Source organism: Alkalibacter saccharofermentans DSM 14828, from assembly GCF_900128885.1.
In the GTDB taxonomy this organism is placed as follows: domain Bacteria; phylum Bacillota; class Clostridia; order Eubacteriales; family Alkalibacteraceae; genus Alkalibacter; species Alkalibacter saccharofermentans.
On sequence record NZ_FQTU01000013.1, the window covers coordinates 43,711 to 62,250 of the forward strand.

An 18,540-nucleotide genomic window follows, 5' to 3' on the forward strand; every position below is an offset into this window, starting at 1 on the left:
CGTGTGAAATTAATATTTATGATATCATATATCTTCAATTTGCCAGTCGATCTCTTTAAGCCCGTGACTCGACAAAAAATCATTTGTTCTTGAAAAAGGCCGGCTTCCGAAAAACCCTCTACTGGCGGATAAAGGACTGGGATGAGGAGACTTTATTACGAGATGACGCTTGTTTGTTATTAGATGTTCCTTTGACTGAGCGTACTTTCCCCATAGAATGAAGACCACAGGCTCATGCTTTTCATTTAGCAAAGATATTATGTGGTCGGTAAATTCATGCCATCCTATCTTGCTATGAGAACCGGCCATTCCGGCTCTGACTGTAAGAACGGCGTTTAATAGGAGCACGCCTTGATGTGCCCATTTTCTTAAATAGCCATTGTTTGGAATCTTAAGACCTAAGTCGCTTTTAAGCTCCTTGTATATATTTTGCAAAGAGGGAGGCACAGGCGTTTTAGGGTTTACAGAAAAACATAGCCCATGGGCCTGGTTGGGTCCGTGGTATGGATCCTGGCCCAGTATCAGCACTTTAGTATCTCCATATGAAGTGTAATTCAGAGCATTAAATATATCTTCCATAGGGGGATACACGGTGTAAGCATAGTATTCCTGCTTTAAAAAAGCCCGCATGTGCTTGTAATAATCTTTCTGAAACTCATCATTAAGTTTTTCATTCCAGTCGTTTTTAAATTTAACAGCCATATTTCGCTCCTTTCAGATTTATGATTATATTTTATCCCAAGTTTAATTTTTTTCATAGTCGCAAATATCCGTTGACACTTTTTATTGGGAGAATTATAATGAACATGTGAACACATGCTCATATGTTGGAGGGATATAGATGGATGATGTAAAATCAAGAGAAATAACGGAGATAGCGGATTTTTTTAAAGTGTTCGGCGACTTTACCAGGATGCAGATACTTGTCACCTTGCTCAAAGAAGAACTTTGCGTTCAATGTCTCACGGACCTGACTGAGGTAAGCCAGTCTGCAATAAGCCATCAACTGAGATTGCTTAAAGCCAGCGGATTGGTAAAGGCCAGGCGGGAAGGCAAAAAGATGTATTATTCTTTAGATGATGAGCATATAAAAGTCATTTTGGAAGTAGCCAGAGAACATGTAGAACATAAAAAAAACGGAGGATTACATGTTTAAGATAATACTGGAAGGTCTCAACTGCACCAGCTGTGCAGGCAAAATAGAAGAACGCACAAACAAGATTTCAGGGGTTAAGAGAGCTAACTTAAACTTTGTTAGCAGCACTATGGAAATCGAGTTTGAAGATGAAAAGCTTAAAGAAAACATAATAAGCCAGATTAAAAAAATAGTAAATAAACTGGAACCTCATGTTAACGTAAGGATCAAAGACAGGGATGAGGAAGAAATCCACTTAAACCTCACATCAGATGAGGTTTGTGACATATCGAATGAAAAGAGAGAGAATAGCAAAACAGAAAAAAAGGGAATCGTGCCTTATTTCTTTACAAATTACAGGCTTTTAGCTGGAATAGGGATTTATATTTATGCGCTGTTTTTTAGCGGAGTGGTTCTCCCGTCGCTGTTTTGGTATTTGGCGGGTTATATGCTGATAGGCTTTGACGTAATCAAATCGGCACTAAGGAATATAGTCAGAAGAGAAATATTTGACGAAAACTTTTTAATGTTCATTGCAACGGTTGGGGCTTTTTCCATAGGAGAATACGGTGAAGGAGTGGCGGTCATGCTATTCTATGAAGTTGGTGAAGTGTTTCAATCATACGCCGTAGATAACTCCAGGCGCTCAATCAAAGAGTTGGTGGATTTAAAGGCCATGCATGCAAATAAATATTCAAATGGCAAGATTGAAAGGGTATTCCCCGAGTCATTGAACTTAGGAGATGAGATATTAATAAAACCGGGGGAGAAGATGCCGGTGGATGGAGAAATATATGAAGGTAGATCTCTTTTTGACACCTCAGCCTTGACTGGAGAGTCACTGCCCAGAGAGCTGAGCGTAGGGGACAAAGTTCTTGGTGGATTCATCAATTCTACATCGGCAGTAAAGGCTGTAGTCAAAAAGACTTATAGGGATTCGGCAGTGGCTAAAATTCTAGATCTCATTGAAAATGCCGGAGCAAAAAAATCAAACACAGAGAAATTCATTACTAAGTTTGCAAGGTACTATACTCCCGCAGTAGTTTCTATGGCAGTTGCCATATCTATCATACCCACAATAGTCACGGGAGACCCCTTTAGTGAATGGCTGCATAGAGGACTTATATTTTTAGTGATTTCCTGTCCTTGCGCCTTAGTGATATCCATACCCTTGGGCTATTTCGGAGGAATAGGAGCTGCATCAAAGGAAGGCATACTCATTAAAGGAAGCCAGTACCTGGAAGCCTTGAAAAACATGGAAACAGTAGTTTTTGATAAAACGGGAACTCTAACGAAGGGGATCTTTCAGGTAACGCAAGTCGTTTTGGCTGAAGGAGTACAAAAGGATGAATTTATGGAGTGCGCAGCTTTGGCTGAATCGATGTCGAACCACCCCATAGGCGCTTCTATCATGAAGGCATACAATAAAGAGCTTTCCCTCCATAAAATTGAAAAGCACACTGATATCGGAGGTAAAGGCGTCAAAGTCATATATGATGGAATTGAGATTCTTGCGGGAAATCACAAGCTTATGGAGGATGCAGGAATAAAGTACTTGGATTTTATGGATATCGGAACAGTAGTTCATGTGGCCTCAGGGGGCAAATATCTAGGTTATATACTCATTGCTGATGAGATCAAGGATGGAAGCCTTGGCCTGGTCGAAGATCTTAAGTCCGAAGGAATAAAAAAGACAGTTATGTTTACGGGAGATCATAAAAACATCGCAGATTATGTGGCGGGAATATTGAATATGGACGAAGTCAAATCCGAGCTTCTGCCACAAGAGAAGGTTGAGCATTTTGAGATTCTAAAGAAAGACAAAAGGTCTAATGCGACAATAGGATTCGTGGGGGACGGAATAAACGATGCACCGGTCTTGGCAATGGCGGATATAGGAATATCCATGGGCTCCCTGGGTTCTGATGCGGCAGTGGAGGCTTCAGATATCGTGTTGATGAAAGATGATCCGAAAAAGCTGGTTCAAGGCATTAAAATAGCAAAGTACACAAACAAGATAGTTGTCCAAAACATAGTATTTGCCCTTGGGATAAAAGGGGTGGTCATGCTCCTAGGAGCCCTTGGATATGCCAGTATGTGGGCTGCGGTATTTGCCGATGTTGGAGTGACGCTGATTGCCGTATTGAATGTGAGCAGAATTTTTTACGTCGGAGGAAAGTTAAAATAAGGGTTGATTAAATCAAAGGTTCTCTGTATAATAAATTGGTAATGATCTCGTAGCTCAGCTGGGAGAGCGCTACCCTGACACGGTAGAGGTCGCTGGTTCAAGTCCAGTCGGGATCACCAATGATATCAAGGCTTTCAGAGTCTTAACATATAACAATCAGCTAGAGCTTTAAAAATTTAACCACTTAGTATGTCGTTGATTTTTTCAACTTCGGTTTTCTTGCTTTCTTCAACGACATTAGCATAAATTTATGCAGTCTTAATAGAGGTATGTCCCAGTAACCACGATACGGTGTGCAGGGGCGTACCTTTTTTAAGTAACAATGTAGCGTAGGTGTGCCTTAAGGCATGAAACTTTTTATAGGGCACGTCGATATTTTTGAAAATCCGTTGCCATGATTTTAGCAAGGTTCTAGCGTTTAAAGTTGTTCCTACTTCAGAAGGAAACAATAACCCATTGGCGCAGTAAATTCTTTAACCCTCGCAACTCTTTTCTTCACGAGAAAAATCATGTTTTCAATGTCATCAACTTTTAAAGCAAGGAGTTCACCTTGTCGTAAGCCCGAAGTAATGGCAAATTTGACTTCAGGATATCATTTTTTAGTGTTATATAATTCGGATACCATAACTCTCGTATTACATCAACGATACATTGATTTTACTTCAAATACAGATGTATTGCTCTGCTTTTTTCTTCTCAAGAATACAAAGACACCCTCATAACCAATATCCATATCCCCTTGCTGGATTGTATATAAATTTATAGTATGATAAAATATTGTTGGGTCTATTAAAAGGGAGGATACGATAGAGGATGTGGAAAAATATAGTTTGTATTGTATACATAATTATGTTAAGGATTAAAGCATAGGGAGGAAGTGCCAATTTGAAAAGTAAATCAATATTAGTCATACTTATTGTTCTATTGATGTCGTATAGTTTTGTAAATGCTAAAAGTATCGAAAGTCGCTCAGTGACTTACCGTTCAGAGAAAATTACTGATTTAGAGCTGATACAACAACGAATTGATGAGGGTATTACTGATGATGATAGCTTCAAGGCAATAGCATCCTTGTCAGAGACCGAGCATGTGGATGAGAATGGTGAAAAATTCTATTTGGAGGTTACTTCAATTGGAAGTACATCACAAAAATTAAAAAGAAGTAACGAATTCAAATGGTGATGTTGTCACTGATTTTTCAGCTGACATCATAGCTGAGGTTCAAACTAGAGGTTCTGGAACTGAAACTGTTGATGAGTATGATGATGTATTAGGACGCAATGCGAAATTATATCTCACCGTAGGTTATACTTGGGGCACCATAGAAGGTGTTCCAGCCTATAAAATCACTTCCGTAAAAGGAAAGATTAATGTATTAGATTCATCTGTCAGTGTCACGAAGATGGATATTAGAACGAGTGCTAGAGGTATAGCTCATTATGCTCTTGATACAGCTACTTATATTGGACCACATGAATATTTTAATTCCAGAACAGTAAATAATCCTCATAACAATACTTATTATTACAATTACAATGAACCACCATATTATTATCAACTAACTGGATGGATTACTCATATTTCCGGATTCACATATGGATACTTTTCTAGAGGTGGCAGTAGTTGGATTGCGTCTGTAATGTGGGAAAGAACGAGTTAATAAAACTAAAAAGCTCAATTTAGCTATGTATTTGCTGACGCAGATTAGAAAGAATAGTGTTTGGCAAAAAAGATATGATGCAATTTAACCAATTCTCTATCCTCTTAATAAGCCCTTTTAATTGCAATCTATGCTTTAAAGCATCAAAATCAAAACATTTCTTGTATATAGTACAATTTGATTCAAGATAGAATAGTTAAGGAGTTGGCATCATGAAAGTTAGAAATCATATTGATAAATATTATTTCTAACTATTGTTAGTTATTGTTTACATAGTTGAAAGTTTGCAATTACTGATTTTTGCAACATATAATACACCACATCTTATTTTTAAAATAGTAATTTTGTTACTGATTGCTTTGTTGATTGGATTTGATGATAAAGAAAAAATTGATTGGAAAAACCGCACCATATTCTTTGTAGTACCTTCACTTGTGTATTTAGTTGTTGTTTTATACTACCACGTGACAACACATTTGGTGAGATATAACGAGCTTTTAGGTAGTGCTCCTGATTATCCAGCCATTTCAGAGCAAATATTTAGAATAACCGGAGAGTTTAGATTTGTTCGGACGGTATTTTTTTCCGAAATTCTAATCGAAGCGTGCTCTGTTCTTCTTGGGTACATGGTTGTAACGAACATTAAAGCATATAAAATATCAAAGAGGTCATAAGTCAATCGGTTGTTTTATTAAGTTGGACTTAATAAAAATTCATGGAGCAATCAATGCTTTGTGCTTTTGGCTTTTGATCTCAAATGAGGATAAGTGACTGTCGATAAAGTCTGAAAATATGGTTGCCTAAATAAGGATACAATTGAATTTACCCACTTGATTTTTTGTAGTGTTAAATTGCACAGGCAAAAGATGTTATCATAATAACTATGATATGCATCTTTTTTTTATTTGATAATGATATTAGTAATACTATCGATTTTCTTTGAGAAAAGCCATTAAATGTTGAACAGCCTTTGTTTAAGTGATAATATAGAGTAGAATATTTGGAGGTTATGGTCATGAAAATTTCGACAAAGGGACGTTATGCCCTGGAGGCTGTGGTGGATCTTTCCTACCATGCAAAAGATGAACTTGAAAGCTTGAATAGCATAGCTAACAGGTTGAAAAAATCAAAAAATTATTTGGAACAGCTGTTTGTTCTACTGCGCCAAAATAACATCGTGGTGAGCATAAGAGGGTCTCAGGGCGGATACAAACTTGCAAGAGAGGCTTCGAAAATTACAGCAGGAGATGTGGTTCGAGCGGTAGAGGGCAGTCTGGCTCCTGTTGCTTGTCTTGACAATTCCGACGAGAAACAGTGCTGCAGCGATTACGAAAAATGTGTGACTCGAGTAGTCTGGAAAAAAATGATGGAAGAGATATCCATAGTTTTGGATGAGGTGACGATACAAGATTTGTCAGAATGTTTTGATAAGATGAACAAGGAAAATAATCTTGAATATTATATTTGATTCGGAGAGGATAAGATGAAGCTTTCAACTAAAGGAAGATACGGCCTAAGAGCCCTGGTAGACCTGACAGTGCATTCATCCAAAGGGCATCAGCCATTGGCGCAGATTGCTGAAAGGCAGAATATATCTGAAATTTACCTTGAGCAGGTCTTTGCCACACTTAGAAAAAACGGCGTGGTCAAAAGCATAAAAGGAGCCCAAGGAGGGTATCTGTTAAACGTAGAGCCGGCAAACATCACAGTTGGCAAGGTTCTCAGAATTCTCGAAGGGGATTTGTCCATCGTAGACGAAAAAGCAAAGTCAGACAGCGAAGAGAAAAGCGTTGCACAATGCGTTTATAAAAATGTCTGGGAAAAAATTGATAAAAACATCAACGAGTTAGTGGATTCAATAACACTTGAGGAACTGGTGGAAGATTACAAAAAAAACCACGGAATGTTGCCTCATATGTACCATATATAAACAGACACAGTATTTTGAAAGGGTAGCCCGTTATGATAAAAATTGAGAACGTAACTAAGATATACAGCAATAAAAGGGGAGACTTCCTAGCATTGGACGATGTAAGCATGGAAGTAGAAAAGGGAGACGTATACGGAGTCATAGGACTAAGTGGCGCAGGAAAAAGCACGTTGGTAAGATGCATAAATCTTCTGGAAAGACCGACTATGGGGAAGGTGTACATCGACGGGGAAGAGATTACCGCGATGAAGAAGTCCCAGCTGATTAAAGTAAGACAGAGCCTAGGTATGATATTTCAGGATTTTAATCTATTGATGCAGAGAAATGTAATAGACAATATCAAGTTTCCTTTGGAAATTGCCGGAGTGGACAAGGTGGAAGCAAAAAAAAGAGCCTTGGAGCTTTTGCACCTGGTAGGCCTTGAGGAAAAGTCCCATAGCTATCCTGCCCAGTTAAGCGGGGGGCAAAAGCAGCGAGTGGCTATTGCCAGAGCGCTTGCAAACAGCCCAAAGGTCCTGCTTTGTGATGAAGCAACATCTGCCCTGGATCCTGTGACTACCTTGTCTATTTTGAACCTTTTGAAGAGCATTAACGAGAAAATGGGTGTAACCATTGTTATTATAACCCACGAGATGAAGGTAGTTGAGACGATCTGCAACAAGGTTGCCGTTATTGAAAGCGCCAATATCGTCAAAAACGGATATACAAAAGATATCATAGGACATTTTAAGGAGGTCTAGACATGGAATTTTTAAATGAATTTGGAGACATATTGATTAAAGGTACCATGGAAACTCTCTATATGACTTTTGCATCGGTATTTTTTGCTTATCTATTCGGACTTCCTATGGGTGTTGCTTTGGTAGTATCGGATGACAACCATATTATGCCATCCAAAATTGTAAATCGGGTACTGGGAACCATAGTCAATATAACAAGATCTGTGCCTTTCATAATTCTTTTGATAGCGGTCATACCTTTTACAAGGATGGTTGTGGGAACTGCCATAGGAGCAAATGCTGCAATTGTGCCATTGGTAATAGGAGCTACGCCCTTTGTGGCAAGAATGGTCGAAAGCTCGCTTAAGGAGCTTAATAAAGGCATCATTGAAGCAGCTGCTTCAATGGGATGCTCCAATTTGGAAATCATCTACAAGGTGATGATTCCTGAAAGCATGCCATCCTTAGTGCTTGGCTCTTCAATCACGACGATAACGCTGGTAGGTTATTCTGCCATGGCCGGTGCCATCGGAGCAGGTGGACTTGGAGACTTGGCCATAAGATATGGATATTACAGATACGAAAGCGAGCTAATGCTGGTAACCATAGTGGTTCTTGTATTGATAGTACAGGCTATACAGTTTGCCGGCAATCACATATCAAAAAAAATAAACAGGCTTTATTGATTTGCGCAAAACAAGTTGACATTCATATAATAAAAGATTAGAATATCTAAAAGGTATATTAAACAGATAGGTTTAATTGGAAAAGGAGTGAACTGAATGAAAAAAAGAAGCATAGTTTTATTGTTGGCCGTGATGTTTGTGCTGGTGGGAGCTTTGGCAGGCTGCGGTACAAGCGGAGATAACGGCGATGGAGATACGACGACCCTGAGGATTGGAGCCACTCCGGTACCCCATTCGGAGATTTTGGAATTTATCAAGCCCATGCTTTTAGAGGAAGGCATAGAGCTTGAAATAGTGGAGTTTACAGACTATGTTCAGCCTAATATGGCCCTTGCCAATGAAGAGTTGGACGCAAACTTCTTCCAGCACGTACCGTACCTGGAGGATTTCAACCAAAACAACGATACTGCCCTAAGCGCAGTGATATTGGTTCATTTTGAGCCACTAGGCATCTACCCTGGACAGACAGCATCTTTGGAGGATATTCAAGACGGAGACAAGGTTGCGGTTCCTAACGATACTACAAACGAAGCGAGAGCTCTATTGTTATTGCAGGAGGCAGGCTTAATAGAGTTGGATCCTAATGCCGGTTTGGAGGCGACTATAAGAAATATAATCAGCAATCCTAAAAATCTCGATATCGTGGAGCTGGAAGCAGCTCAAATATCAAGGGCGTTGCCTGATGTGAATATTGGCGTAATAAACGGCAACTATGCGATTCAAGCAGGCCTCAATGCGGGAGAAGACGCGTTGATGGCTGAAGACAAGGAGTCTTTGGCAGCTCAGACTTTTGCAAATGTAATTGTGATTAGAACTGGTGATGACAGGGAGATGTTCGAAACCTTGAAAACTGCCTTGCAATCAGATGAAGTAAGAAACTTCCTTGAAGAAAAGTATGAAGGAGCAGTAGTGCCTGTATTTTAAAAGTTGATCCCCGATCTTAAGATTGGGGATTTTTTAGTTACAAGATGTGAAATTTATTTCGCTTTCTAAAAACTTATGATATAATTTCCCCATAGTGCGTTATCAATATTTTGATATACAATTATTCATGGGGAATAATTGCCAAACGCATAAAAATCCAATATAATCCTTGAAAAAGCACACCGATATGCCGGTGTGCTTTTTCAGGCGCTTCTTCCCGCCGGATCAAATTTTATGTGGAAAAATGATGGGAGGTCATCGGAGGTTTAATAGCCACAGCTTTATGATATAATCTTAAGGTAGATTTAAATTCCGATACTTAAAATGAAAGGGTAGATAATATGCTAAAAATAGGATGTCATTTATCAATATCAAAGGGCTATTATAAAGCGGGGCTGGATGCCTTGGCGATAGATGCAAATACATTTCAGTTTTTCACCAGAAACCCTCGAGGAGGAAGCGCAAAGAAAATTGATTTAAAAGACATAGAAAAATTCACGAAGCTATTTAATGAAAACGGCTTTGCCCCACTTTTTGCTCATGGGCCGTATACGATGAATTTGTGCAGCGATAAAAGAGACATAAGAGATTTCGCTAAAAATGTTTTCAAAGAGGATTTGGAGAGGCTCAAGCTTCTTCCTGAATCCTATTATATATTCCATCCCGGCAGTCATGTGGGGCAGGGAGTGGAAAAGGGGATTGATTACATAGTAGAGGCTATGAATGATGCCATAAAGGAAGATTGTGAGACCACTGTTTTGCTTGAAGGCATGTCCGGCAAAGGGACTGAAATAGGTGGAAGGCTCGAAGAGCTTAAACTAATAATAGATGGAGTCAAACACAACAAAAAAGTCGGAATATGCATAGATAGCTGCCATCTATATTCTGCAGGGTATGATGTAGTAAAAGATTTGGACGGGGTCATAGAAGAAATAGATAAAAGTGTAGGGATGGATAAGCTTATGGCGGTTCATTTAAACGACAGCAAGATGGAATTTGCATCAAACAAGGACAGGCACGAAGTATTGGGAAAAGGGACTCTAGGCAAAGAAGCGATTATAAACATCATAAATCATCCTCTTTTAAAAGATCTGGTCTTTAACCTGGAGACTCCAAACGAGTTGGATGGATACAAAAATGAAATTGCCTTTTTAAAGGCAAATTACAAGGAGTAGATCATGAAGGAAAAAGTCGCGTTGTTAAGGTGTGCAAGTTATGATGTTGATATTATAGAAGAAAAGATTAAGGAAGGATTTTCTCTTCTTGGAGGGGAAAAATACATAAAGGACTTGATTCCTTTTGGATCAAAAGTTTTGTTGAAACCTAATCTCTTATCTGTAGAAGAGGAGAATTCGCCTGTAGTTACGAATCATGCTTTCTTTGAAGCTGTCGTAAGGGTGATTAAAGACTATACGGACAATTTGATCTTTGGTGATTCGCCAGGATTTGGTTCAAGTGAAAAAGCAGCTCAAAAGGCTGGACTAATGGATGTTGCCAAAAGATACGGCGTGGGATTTGATCCTTTCACAGAAAAGGTGTCTGCTGAGCTTAAAGAGGCGATCCTAGTCAAGAATTGGGATGTTGCAAAAGTTGCGTATGAAGCTGACGTGTTGATATCACTGCCAAAGCTTAAGACCCACGGGATGATGTATTTCACAGGAGCGGTTAAAAACCAGTTCGGTTGCGTGCCGGGGACTCAAAAAGCCCTGTGGCACACGAGGATGAATAATGGAGACAATTTCTCAAAAATGCTGCTGGATTTAAACAAGCTTGTTAAGACTGATTTTGCCATTATGGATGGAATCATCGCAATGGAAGGAAACGGTCCGAAGAGCGGAACTCCCAAAAAGATGGATTCCATCATCATGGGCGAGAGCTTGACGGCTGTCGACTCCACGGCCCTGGGCTTAATCGGATATGAAGATCCCAGAGAAGTGCCCCAGTACAGGATAGCCCATGAATTCAGCTGGGGTAAAGTTCTTCCGGAAGATATATTAATCCTGGGGGAAAGCCTCGATGAAATGAAGGTAAAGGATTTTAAAAAGATCAGAAGAACAAATGAGATTTTCGGAAACAGTAATGGGATGAAATTCATTAAAAATTTGATAGCTCCCTATCCGAAATTACTTCATGAAAAATGTATAAGCTGCAACAGATGCTATGAAGTTTGTCCCGAAAAGCCCAGGGTTATCGAGATGGTAGAAAAAAACGGGAAATCTGTGCCTGTATTTGACAAAAAAACTTGTATCAGGTGTTTTTGCTGTCAAGAACTGTGCCCGGTGGGAGCCCTGGAAGTTGGAGAGACCTTGCTTGGCAAGATGATATATAAATAATGACTTTGGAGTTGGTTTCATGATTGATATAATAGCCGGAAAAATAGGTTCTGGAAAAGCCGAGAAAATTTACAGCCAGATACTGGAATGTCTTGAAAATGGTGAAGAGGATCTTTATTTGATAGTTCCTGACCAATACACCCTGGAGGCGGAAAAAGAACTAATGAAAGCCTTGAAAGCAGAAGGACTGCTTAGCGTGGATGTTGTAAGCTTTTCAAGGTATATGGATATTCTTTTGGACAAGTCATTTCAGCCGAAGAGAACGTTAGTGAGTTCTACAGGCAAGAAGATGATAATTAGAAAAGTGCTTAAAGACCTTAAAGAAGATTTAAGCGCTTATTCTGGCATGGTAGATAAATCCGGCTTTGTTGACGAGATTGAATCAACAATGAAATCCTTAAAAGAGAACATGATTGACGTTGGCGTTTTGGCGACGGAGGGTTCGGATATAGGTTCCATGAGCATGGTCGACAGAAAAATCCGGGATATAGGAGCGATATATGAAGCTTATAGCATGTTCATGGATAATGGATATTTGGATGCTGAAGAGAGGATAAATCTAGCCATAAAAGAAGCTGCCAGGGATAAAAGGGTAAAAAGATCCAAGATTTGGATTCATGGGTTCCATACATTTACAAAGCAGATAATGGAGTTCATAAAGGTGCTGGCAGACAATGCAATTAAAGTTGGAGTGACCATTGACATAAACAATGACGAGTCTGAACCGGACAGGGAAATATACGAAATTAATAGAAAGACATTCCAACAATTGAGGGAAATGAACCGAGACAACTGCAATGTAGAGTTTCTTGGACATGCCGTTTCCAAAGATTCCGACATAGGGCATCTGCAAGATGAGTTTTTTGCCTATCCATATAAAAAGCGTACGGGAGCTCCAAGGGACATAAAAATCATTCAATCACAAAATGTCTACAATGAGATAGACAACGTCTGCGTGGATATTATCCGAATGGTGCGAGAGGATGATATAAGGTATAAGGACGTATGTGTAATAGCAAATGACCTCGAATCATACTCCTTCTTAATCCAAAGAACCTTTGAGGAATACAAGATACCATGTTTCGTAGATATCAAAAGATCTGTTTCCGACAAGCCTCTGGCTATATTCGCAATCGCTGCATTAAACTGCATAGTATACAACTTCACATACGAAGATGTTTTTTCCATGATAAAGACGGGGTTTTCAGATCTAGATACTGACGAATATGAGGTTCTAGAAAACTATTGCTTAAGGTTTGGCATAAGGGGCAACCAGTGGAAGAAGGAGTTTTTCAAGAACTCACAAGATGGAGAGTACGACCTGACAGCTTTAAATGAAGTGCGGGAGAGATTGGTGCTTCCTCTGGAGAATTTAAAGGTATCAATCAAAAAAGATCCCACTTATCTGGGGATTTCAAAGAGCGTGTATGAATTTTTAGTTGAATGCGGCTGTGGGGAAAAAACCAGATCTTTATCTGATGAGCTTTTAGAGCAAGGCGATCTGGAGCTGTCTGCAGAGAATACTCAGATATACAACAAGATAATTGAGCTGCTGGACGAGATAGCAGAGATTTTTTTGGACAAGAAGACCAATATTAAGGACTATTGCGATATCTTGAAATCCGGGATTGAAGCGGCGGAGCTTGGGTTGCTTCCATCTAGCGTGGATGAAGTCACCGTGGGGGATGTGAAAAGAACCAGGCAGAACAATATTGAGGTTCTGTTTTTGCTGGGGGTGAACGAGGGAGTTTTGCCTGGAGCGGCAGAAAAAACAGGTTTGTTCTCATCTGCAGAACTGGAGTATCTAGAAAGAGCTAAGAACATTCAGCTGGGAGAGGATATGTCGTATCAGTCTGTGCAGGAAAAATATCTTTTCAGCTCTTTGATTGCAAAGGCAAGGAACAAGGTGTTTTTCAGCTATCCACTGGCAGACTTTGAGGGAGGCATCCTAAGGCCATCATCTTACGTAGACAGGCTGAGGGAGATATTTTCGGATTTAGCCATAGGCTTTGATTATGGGGAGGAGAAGGATCTAATCTCGAACCCGAGCGGCACATTGAGGCATCTGATTAGCTACTACAGAAAAGGAATTGACGAATATGAGTCAATCGATAATTTGTGGTGGAATGGTGCTTACAGGTGGTATGCGAACCAAAGGGATTGGAAAGATAAGATGGATAGCCTCAAAAGAGCGATGACTTATGCAAACAAGCCGTCGCCTTTGACAAAGGAGCAGTTGAAAAAGCTTTACGGACAAAAGATAAGAAACAGTGTCACAGGACTGGAGACATTTGGACAATGTCCATTTAAGTACTTCGTGAGATATGGGCTTAAGCCAAGGGAGAGAAGAGTCTATGAAGTATCTATGCCGGACATAGGGCAACTGTTGCACGATGCCATAAAAAGCTATGGAGAAATCTTGGATAAGGAAGGTCTCCGATGGACAGATGTGGATGAAGACCGGATAATCAAGATGTGCACTGAGCTGGTGGATGAAACCACACAAAGGTACAAGGAGGGAGTATTTCTAAGCAAGGGAAGGTACAAGTACCTCGCCCAATATCTTAAAAGGCTCCTGGTGAGAGCTGTGATGACGCTTACTTATCACATGTCAAGGGGAGAGTTTGATATTTACAAAAGCGAGATAGGGTTTGGAGAAAAGCAGGAGCTTCCTCCTTTGGAGTTCAAGCTGAACGAAGAAATGGATATGATATTGGAAGGTAGGATAGACAGGGTAGATGTTTTTGAGGATGAGGACAAGATATACCTTAAGGTTATAGACTACAAAACCGGGGAAAAAACATTGGAGTTAAAAGAAATATATTACGGATTATCCCTTCAGCTGCTCATTTATATGAGCGCGTGCCTCGCTAAATACGACAATGCGGAGCCGGCAGGCGTTTTCTATTTCAAGCTGGACGATCCTTTGGTCGCCGGATCTAAAAAGGACATAAAAAACATAGGGACTAAAATCAACAAGATATTAAAGCTTAAGGGCTTGATAAGAAAGGACCCCAAGATATTATACGCTTTGGACAAGGATGCAGGTGATTCCGAGGTGATTAACTGCAAAATCACAAAAGACGGTAAAATCCACGCAAATACGAAAGGAATGGTTGAGGAGCAGGTATTTGAGATGCTGTTGGATTACTCCGTAGAGGCGGCGAAGCGAATGGGGGAAAAGATTGCAGCGGGCAAAATCGACATAGAGCCTGTTAAATCCGGTGCAAGAGAGGCGTGCCTGTTCTGTGATTATAAGAATATATGTCAATTCGATAGAAAATTCATCGGCAATAGAATGAGATATAAAAAATCTCTAAGCGACAAGGAGGTAATTGAAAAGCTATTGGGGGGTGAGAAAGATGGCTGATTGGACGAAAGCACAAGAAAGAGCCATAGAATCCAGGGAGAAAAGTCTTCTTGTTTCTGCGGCGGCAGGCTCCGGCAAAACGGCGGTTTTAGTCGAAAGGATAATAAGGCTGGTTGTAGATGACCGCGTGGATGTGGAGAAGCTTTTAGTGGTCACCTTCACGAAGGCGGCTGCTGAAGAGATGAAGCAGCGAATAAGTTCGACGCTTGTAAAAAAAATGTCCGAGGCTACAGGAGAGGAACGGGGATTTATCAACAGGCAGATTAATGCCCTTCCATTTGCCTCCATAAGCACAATCCATTCCTTTTGCTCCAGCGTGGTTAGAAGGTATTACCATGTAATTGATATCGATCCTGCCTTGAAAGTAGGCAATGAGACGGTACTTCTGATACTGAGACAAAGAGCCATGGAAGAGCTCTTCGAACAGGAATATGAACAAGAGGATGAAGAATTCATCAAGTTGATGGAGAGCTTTGGAAATGACCGAAGAGACGATAGGTTAAGAGAAATGGTAGAGAAGGTCTACGGATTTTTGATGAATAGACCGGATCCAAAGGCCTGGGGAAGGAAAGTGGTCGATAGCTTTGGAGTTGATATGCAAGGCTTTGATCGGGGCAGCTACTATGTCTTTTTTGCTCAGAGCACAAAAGTCAAGCTGGAGCACGCTGCACTTTTATTGACCCGTGCCCTAGAAGATTTGAAAGGTACTGATAACTTCGAAAAGACTTCTGCTGTTGTTCAGGACGAATTAAATAATGTTAAAGCTCTAATCAATTCATTGGAAAATGGATTCAGCGCCTTTAGGAAGGTTTTGGACTCGGTCGGTTTTGCAAGGCTTATCATTAAGACTGAGGATGCAGACCTAAAGGAGAAGATAAAACAGAGTAGAGATGAAGCCAAAGACATAGCAAAGAAATTGATAGAAAAATTCGGGTATGAAGATGCCGAGACGATGGTGGAAAACTTAAATGAGATGAAGTCCCGAGCGGCTTTTTTGATAAAAATGGCAGAAAGATTCGAAGAGATTTATTCAAGGATGAAGAGGGAAAAATCAATTATGGATTTTAACGATTTGGAGCATTTTTGCATGAAAATACTCGCAAATGATGAAGTGGCCAATCAGTTAAGGGAAGAATACAGATACGTCTTCATCGATGAGTATCAGGACAGCAATCAAATTCAGGATGTGATTGCTTCTCGCATACAAAGAGAGAATAATCTTTTTTTAGTAGGGGACGTAAAACAGAGCATATACAGGTTTAGGCTTTCAGATCCTACGCTGTTCATACAAAAAAGCCTGGTTTATGAAAGTGCTGATTCAAGTATTAATGAGCTTTTGCACTTGAACACCAATTTTAGAAGCAGAAGCACAATCATAGACTTTATAAACTATGTATTTGAGAGAACAATGTGTTCATATGTAGGAGAAATGGATTATACGGAAAAAGAAAAGCTAAATCCAGGATTGATCCTTCCGGAAATGGAATGTGACAAGACCGAGATATACCTAATATCCAATGACTTGGAAAAAGACGACAGTGAAGAAGAGGAAGAGATCGAAGAGATGAAGCTTGAGGAACTTGAAGCCAAGGTCATTGCTTCCAAGATAAAGAGTCTGATGGGTACAGAGATTTTTGATGCAAAGAAACAAGAGTATAGAAAACTAGGTTATAGGGATATAGTAGTCCTGCTCAGAACGGTAAAGAAAAAGGGGCAAATTTATCAGGAGGTGCTGATGGAAAATGGCATACCTGTTTATGCGGAGAGCGGAACTGGATATTTCGATACCTTGGAGATAAGCCTCTTGCTCGATGTTTTGCGTGTGATAGACAATAGGAGGCAGGACATTCCACTATTGTCGGTGATGCGGTCTCCGGTGTTTAAATTCACTATAGATGAGATTATTTCAATTCGAGAAGCGGCAAAAGGCAAGAGCATGGTGGAAGCATTGCTAAAGGCATCTGAAAATCCAGAGGAAGCCTTGCAGGAAAAAGCACAAGGCATGCTGTCTGTGATTGCCAGATGGAAAAAACAATCACGGGTGATGCCCCTTGATAGATTTCTATGGAGCATCCTAGTGGAAACTGATTATTATGGATATGTGGGTGCACTGCCCGGTGGAGTGCAAAGACAAGCGAATATAAGAATGCTAGTGGACAGGGCGAAGGAGTTTGCTGATTCTTCCATGAAGGGATTGTTCAACTTCGTGAAGTTCGTAGAAGAGCTAAAAAACACAAAGACGGATCTCACAGGAGCAAAGGTTCTTGGCGCAATGGATGACGTAGTCAGGATAATGAGCATACATAAAAGCAAGGGACTTGAATTTCCCGTGGTGTTTGTGGGAGGTATGAATAAGAACTTCAACATGTTGGACATTCAGCAGTCGCTTATATTGCACAAGGATCTTGGCTTGTCTATGGAATACGTCAATCTGGATGAGCGAAGATACTGCGAGACCATATACAAAAGCATAGCAAAAGAAAAGACTGCCTTAGAGGTTCTATCTGAAGAAATGAGGGTTTTATACGTCGCTATGACTAGGGCGAGGGATAAGCTGATAATGGTGGGTTCGGGGAAAAGACTGGACAGCAAGATCGAAGGATGGGCAAAACCTCTTTCAGCATACACCGTTTCAAAGGCAAAAACCTACCTGGACTGGGTTTTAGGGGCTTTGTTGGGCTATGAAGAAGCAATTGTCCTTGCAAAGCAAGGTGCATATGAAAGTGAAATGGTAAAAATAGAGAAGATATCCATGGACTCGATAGCACGAGTTGAGTCTGAGCAGGATAGATACATAAATAAGATTTCAGATTATTTTGCAGCACTCGAAGATACCACAGGCCAGGTACCACCGCAAATTATCGAAAGGTTGGAATGGTCATATCCCTGGGAAAGAGAAATAACCCTCCCTTCGAAGATGTCGGTAACAGATATGAAGAGGTTTAAAAGAACGAAAAATCTTATTAAAACTTCTGAAGAACTGAAGACGCCAATATTTTTGCAGAGGGAAAAGACAAAGAAAGCTTCTGAGATAGGAAGCGCGAACCACTTTGTGATGCAACACCTGAATCTTGAAAGAATCAAGCACTCAGGGGATATGGCAGATGAAATAAATTTGCAGCTTTCAGGGTTATTTAAATCGGAAAGGCTTGATGTCAGTTTTGAAGGGAAAATAAATGTTGGCGCAATCGTAGCCTTCTTTGCAAACACCCTGGGGAAAAGGATGATAGAAAGTCCTAAGATATACAGAGAGCAGACCTTTAATCTCGAAATAAAGGAGTCTGAGCTATACGAGGGAGGCTCGCCTGATGAAAGCGTTTTGGTTCAGGGAATGATAGACTGTTTTTTTCGAGAGGAGAATCACTGGATACTTATAGACTACAAGAGTGATTATTTTGCATCTGAAAAACAAAAGGCGGACATTTTGGATAAATACAAAGACCAAATAGCAGTCTATGCTAAAGCCATTGAAAAAATCACCGGGAAAAGGGTAAAGGAATCTTATTTGTACCTATTGCACTCCAATGAAGCGCTGCCTGTAACAACATAATTGTTGACAGGTAATAATTCATAGGGTAGTATCATATTATGTGAA

Annotated in this window: 13 protein-coding genes, 1 tRNA gene and 1 pseudogene; 13 read left to right on the forward strand and 2 right to left on the reverse strand. The window is 40.1% G+C overall.

The window, feature by feature from the left end:
• Window positions 1-24 precede the first annotated feature (24 nt).
• Window positions 25-702, reverse strand: a complete 678-nt coding sequence (locus BUB93_RS08945; RefSeq protein ID WP_073271235.1) for a uracil-DNA glycosylase — start codon at window positions 700-702, stop codon at window positions 25-27.
• A gap of 139 nt (window positions 703-841) precedes the next feature.
• Between BUB93_RS08945 and BUB93_RS08950 the strand changes: the two genes are divergently transcribed.
• From BUB93_RS08950 to BUB93_RS08960, 3 genes are all read left to right on the forward strand, one after another.
• A complete protein-coding gene (locus BUB93_RS08950) occupies window positions 842-1,156 on the forward strand; it encodes an ArsR/SmtB family transcription factor (protein ID WP_073271237.1) in 315 nt (104 codons plus the stop codon).
• The gene (locus tag BUB93_RS08955) at window positions 1,149-3,323 is read left to right on the forward strand and encodes a heavy metal translocating P-type ATPase (protein ID WP_073271239.1); all 2,175 of its coding nucleotides are present in this window, start codon (window positions 1,149-1,151) and stop codon (window positions 3,321-3,323) included. The genes BUB93_RS08950 and BUB93_RS08955 overlap by 8 nt, the downstream gene beginning before the upstream one ends.
• A 43-nt stretch (window positions 3,324-3,366) precedes the next feature.
• Window positions 3,367-3,442 (forward strand) — tRNA-Val (locus tag BUB93_RS08960).
• A 129-nt stretch (window positions 3,443-3,571) separates the two neighbouring features.
• Here BUB93_RS08960 and BUB93_RS08965 read toward each other — a convergent pair.
• Entirely contained in the window at window positions 3,572-3,772 is a 201-nt protein-coding gene (locus BUB93_RS08965) for a tyrosine-type recombinase/integrase (protein ID WP_073271241.1), read from the reverse strand.
• 436 nt (window positions 3,773-4,208) lie between these two features.
• On the opposite strand from BUB93_RS08965, the gene BUB93_RS08970 reads away from it, so the two are divergent.
• From BUB93_RS08970 to addA, 10 genes and pseudogenes are all read left to right on the forward strand, one after another.
• Window positions 4,209-4,505, forward strand: coding sequence for a hypothetical protein (locus BUB93_RS08970; RefSeq protein ID WP_073271243.1), 297 nt, complete (start codon window positions 4,209-4,211; stop codon window positions 4,503-4,505).
• Window positions 4,506-5,998: 1,493 nt separating this feature from the next.
• Window positions 5,999-6,451: an RrF2 family transcriptional regulator gene (locus BUB93_RS08975; protein ID WP_073271245.1), complete on the forward strand. Its 453-nt coding sequence runs from the start codon at window positions 5,999-6,001 to the stop codon at window positions 6,449-6,451.
• A gap of 15 nt (window positions 6,452-6,466) precedes the next feature.
• Entirely contained in the window at window positions 6,467-6,913 is a 447-nt protein-coding gene (locus tag BUB93_RS08980) for an RrF2 family transcriptional regulator (RefSeq protein ID WP_073271247.1), read from the forward strand.
• A gap of 32 nt (window positions 6,914-6,945) precedes the next feature.
• Window positions 6,946-7,629: pseudogene (locus BUB93_RS08985) on the forward strand (methionine ABC transporter ATP-binding protein); the annotation flags it as partial.
• A 26-nt stretch (window positions 7,630-7,655) separates the two neighbouring features.
• Window positions 7,656-8,318, forward strand: coding sequence for a methionine ABC transporter permease (locus BUB93_RS08990; RefSeq protein WP_073271251.1), 663 nt, complete (start codon window positions 7,656-7,658; stop codon window positions 8,316-8,318).
• A 96-nt stretch (window positions 8,319-8,414) separates the two neighbouring features.
• Complete coding sequence (locus tag BUB93_RS08995) at window positions 8,415-9,242, forward strand: MetQ/NlpA family ABC transporter substrate-binding protein (RefSeq protein WP_073271253.1); 828 nt, start codon at window positions 8,415-8,417, stop codon at window positions 9,240-9,242.
• A gap of 341 nt (window positions 9,243-9,583) precedes the next feature.
• Window positions 9,584-10,417: a deoxyribonuclease IV gene (locus BUB93_RS09000; RefSeq protein WP_073271255.1), complete on the forward strand. Its 834-nt coding sequence runs from the start codon at window positions 9,584-9,586 to the stop codon at window positions 10,415-10,417.
• Between the two features lie 3 nt (window positions 10,418-10,420).
• Window positions 10,421-11,575 carry a DUF362 domain-containing protein gene (locus BUB93_RS09005; RefSeq protein ID WP_073271257.1) on the forward strand — a complete coding sequence of 385 codons (1,155 nt, stop codon included), beginning with the start codon at window positions 10,421-10,423 and terminating at the stop codon, window positions 11,573-11,575.
• Window positions 11,576-11,594: 19 nt separating this feature from the next.
• The gene (locus BUB93_RS09010; RefSeq protein WP_073271259.1) at window positions 11,595-14,945 is read left to right on the forward strand and encodes a PD-(D/E)XK nuclease family protein; all 3,351 of its coding nucleotides are present in this window, start codon (window positions 11,595-11,597) and stop codon (window positions 14,943-14,945) included.
• Window positions 14,938-18,495, forward strand: a complete 3,558-nt coding sequence (addA, locus tag BUB93_RS09015; RefSeq protein WP_073271261.1) for a helicase-exonuclease AddAB subunit AddA — start codon at window positions 14,938-14,940, stop codon at window positions 18,493-18,495. The genes BUB93_RS09010 and addA overlap by 8 nt, the downstream gene beginning before the upstream one ends.
• Window positions 18,496-18,540 lie beyond the last annotated feature (45 nt).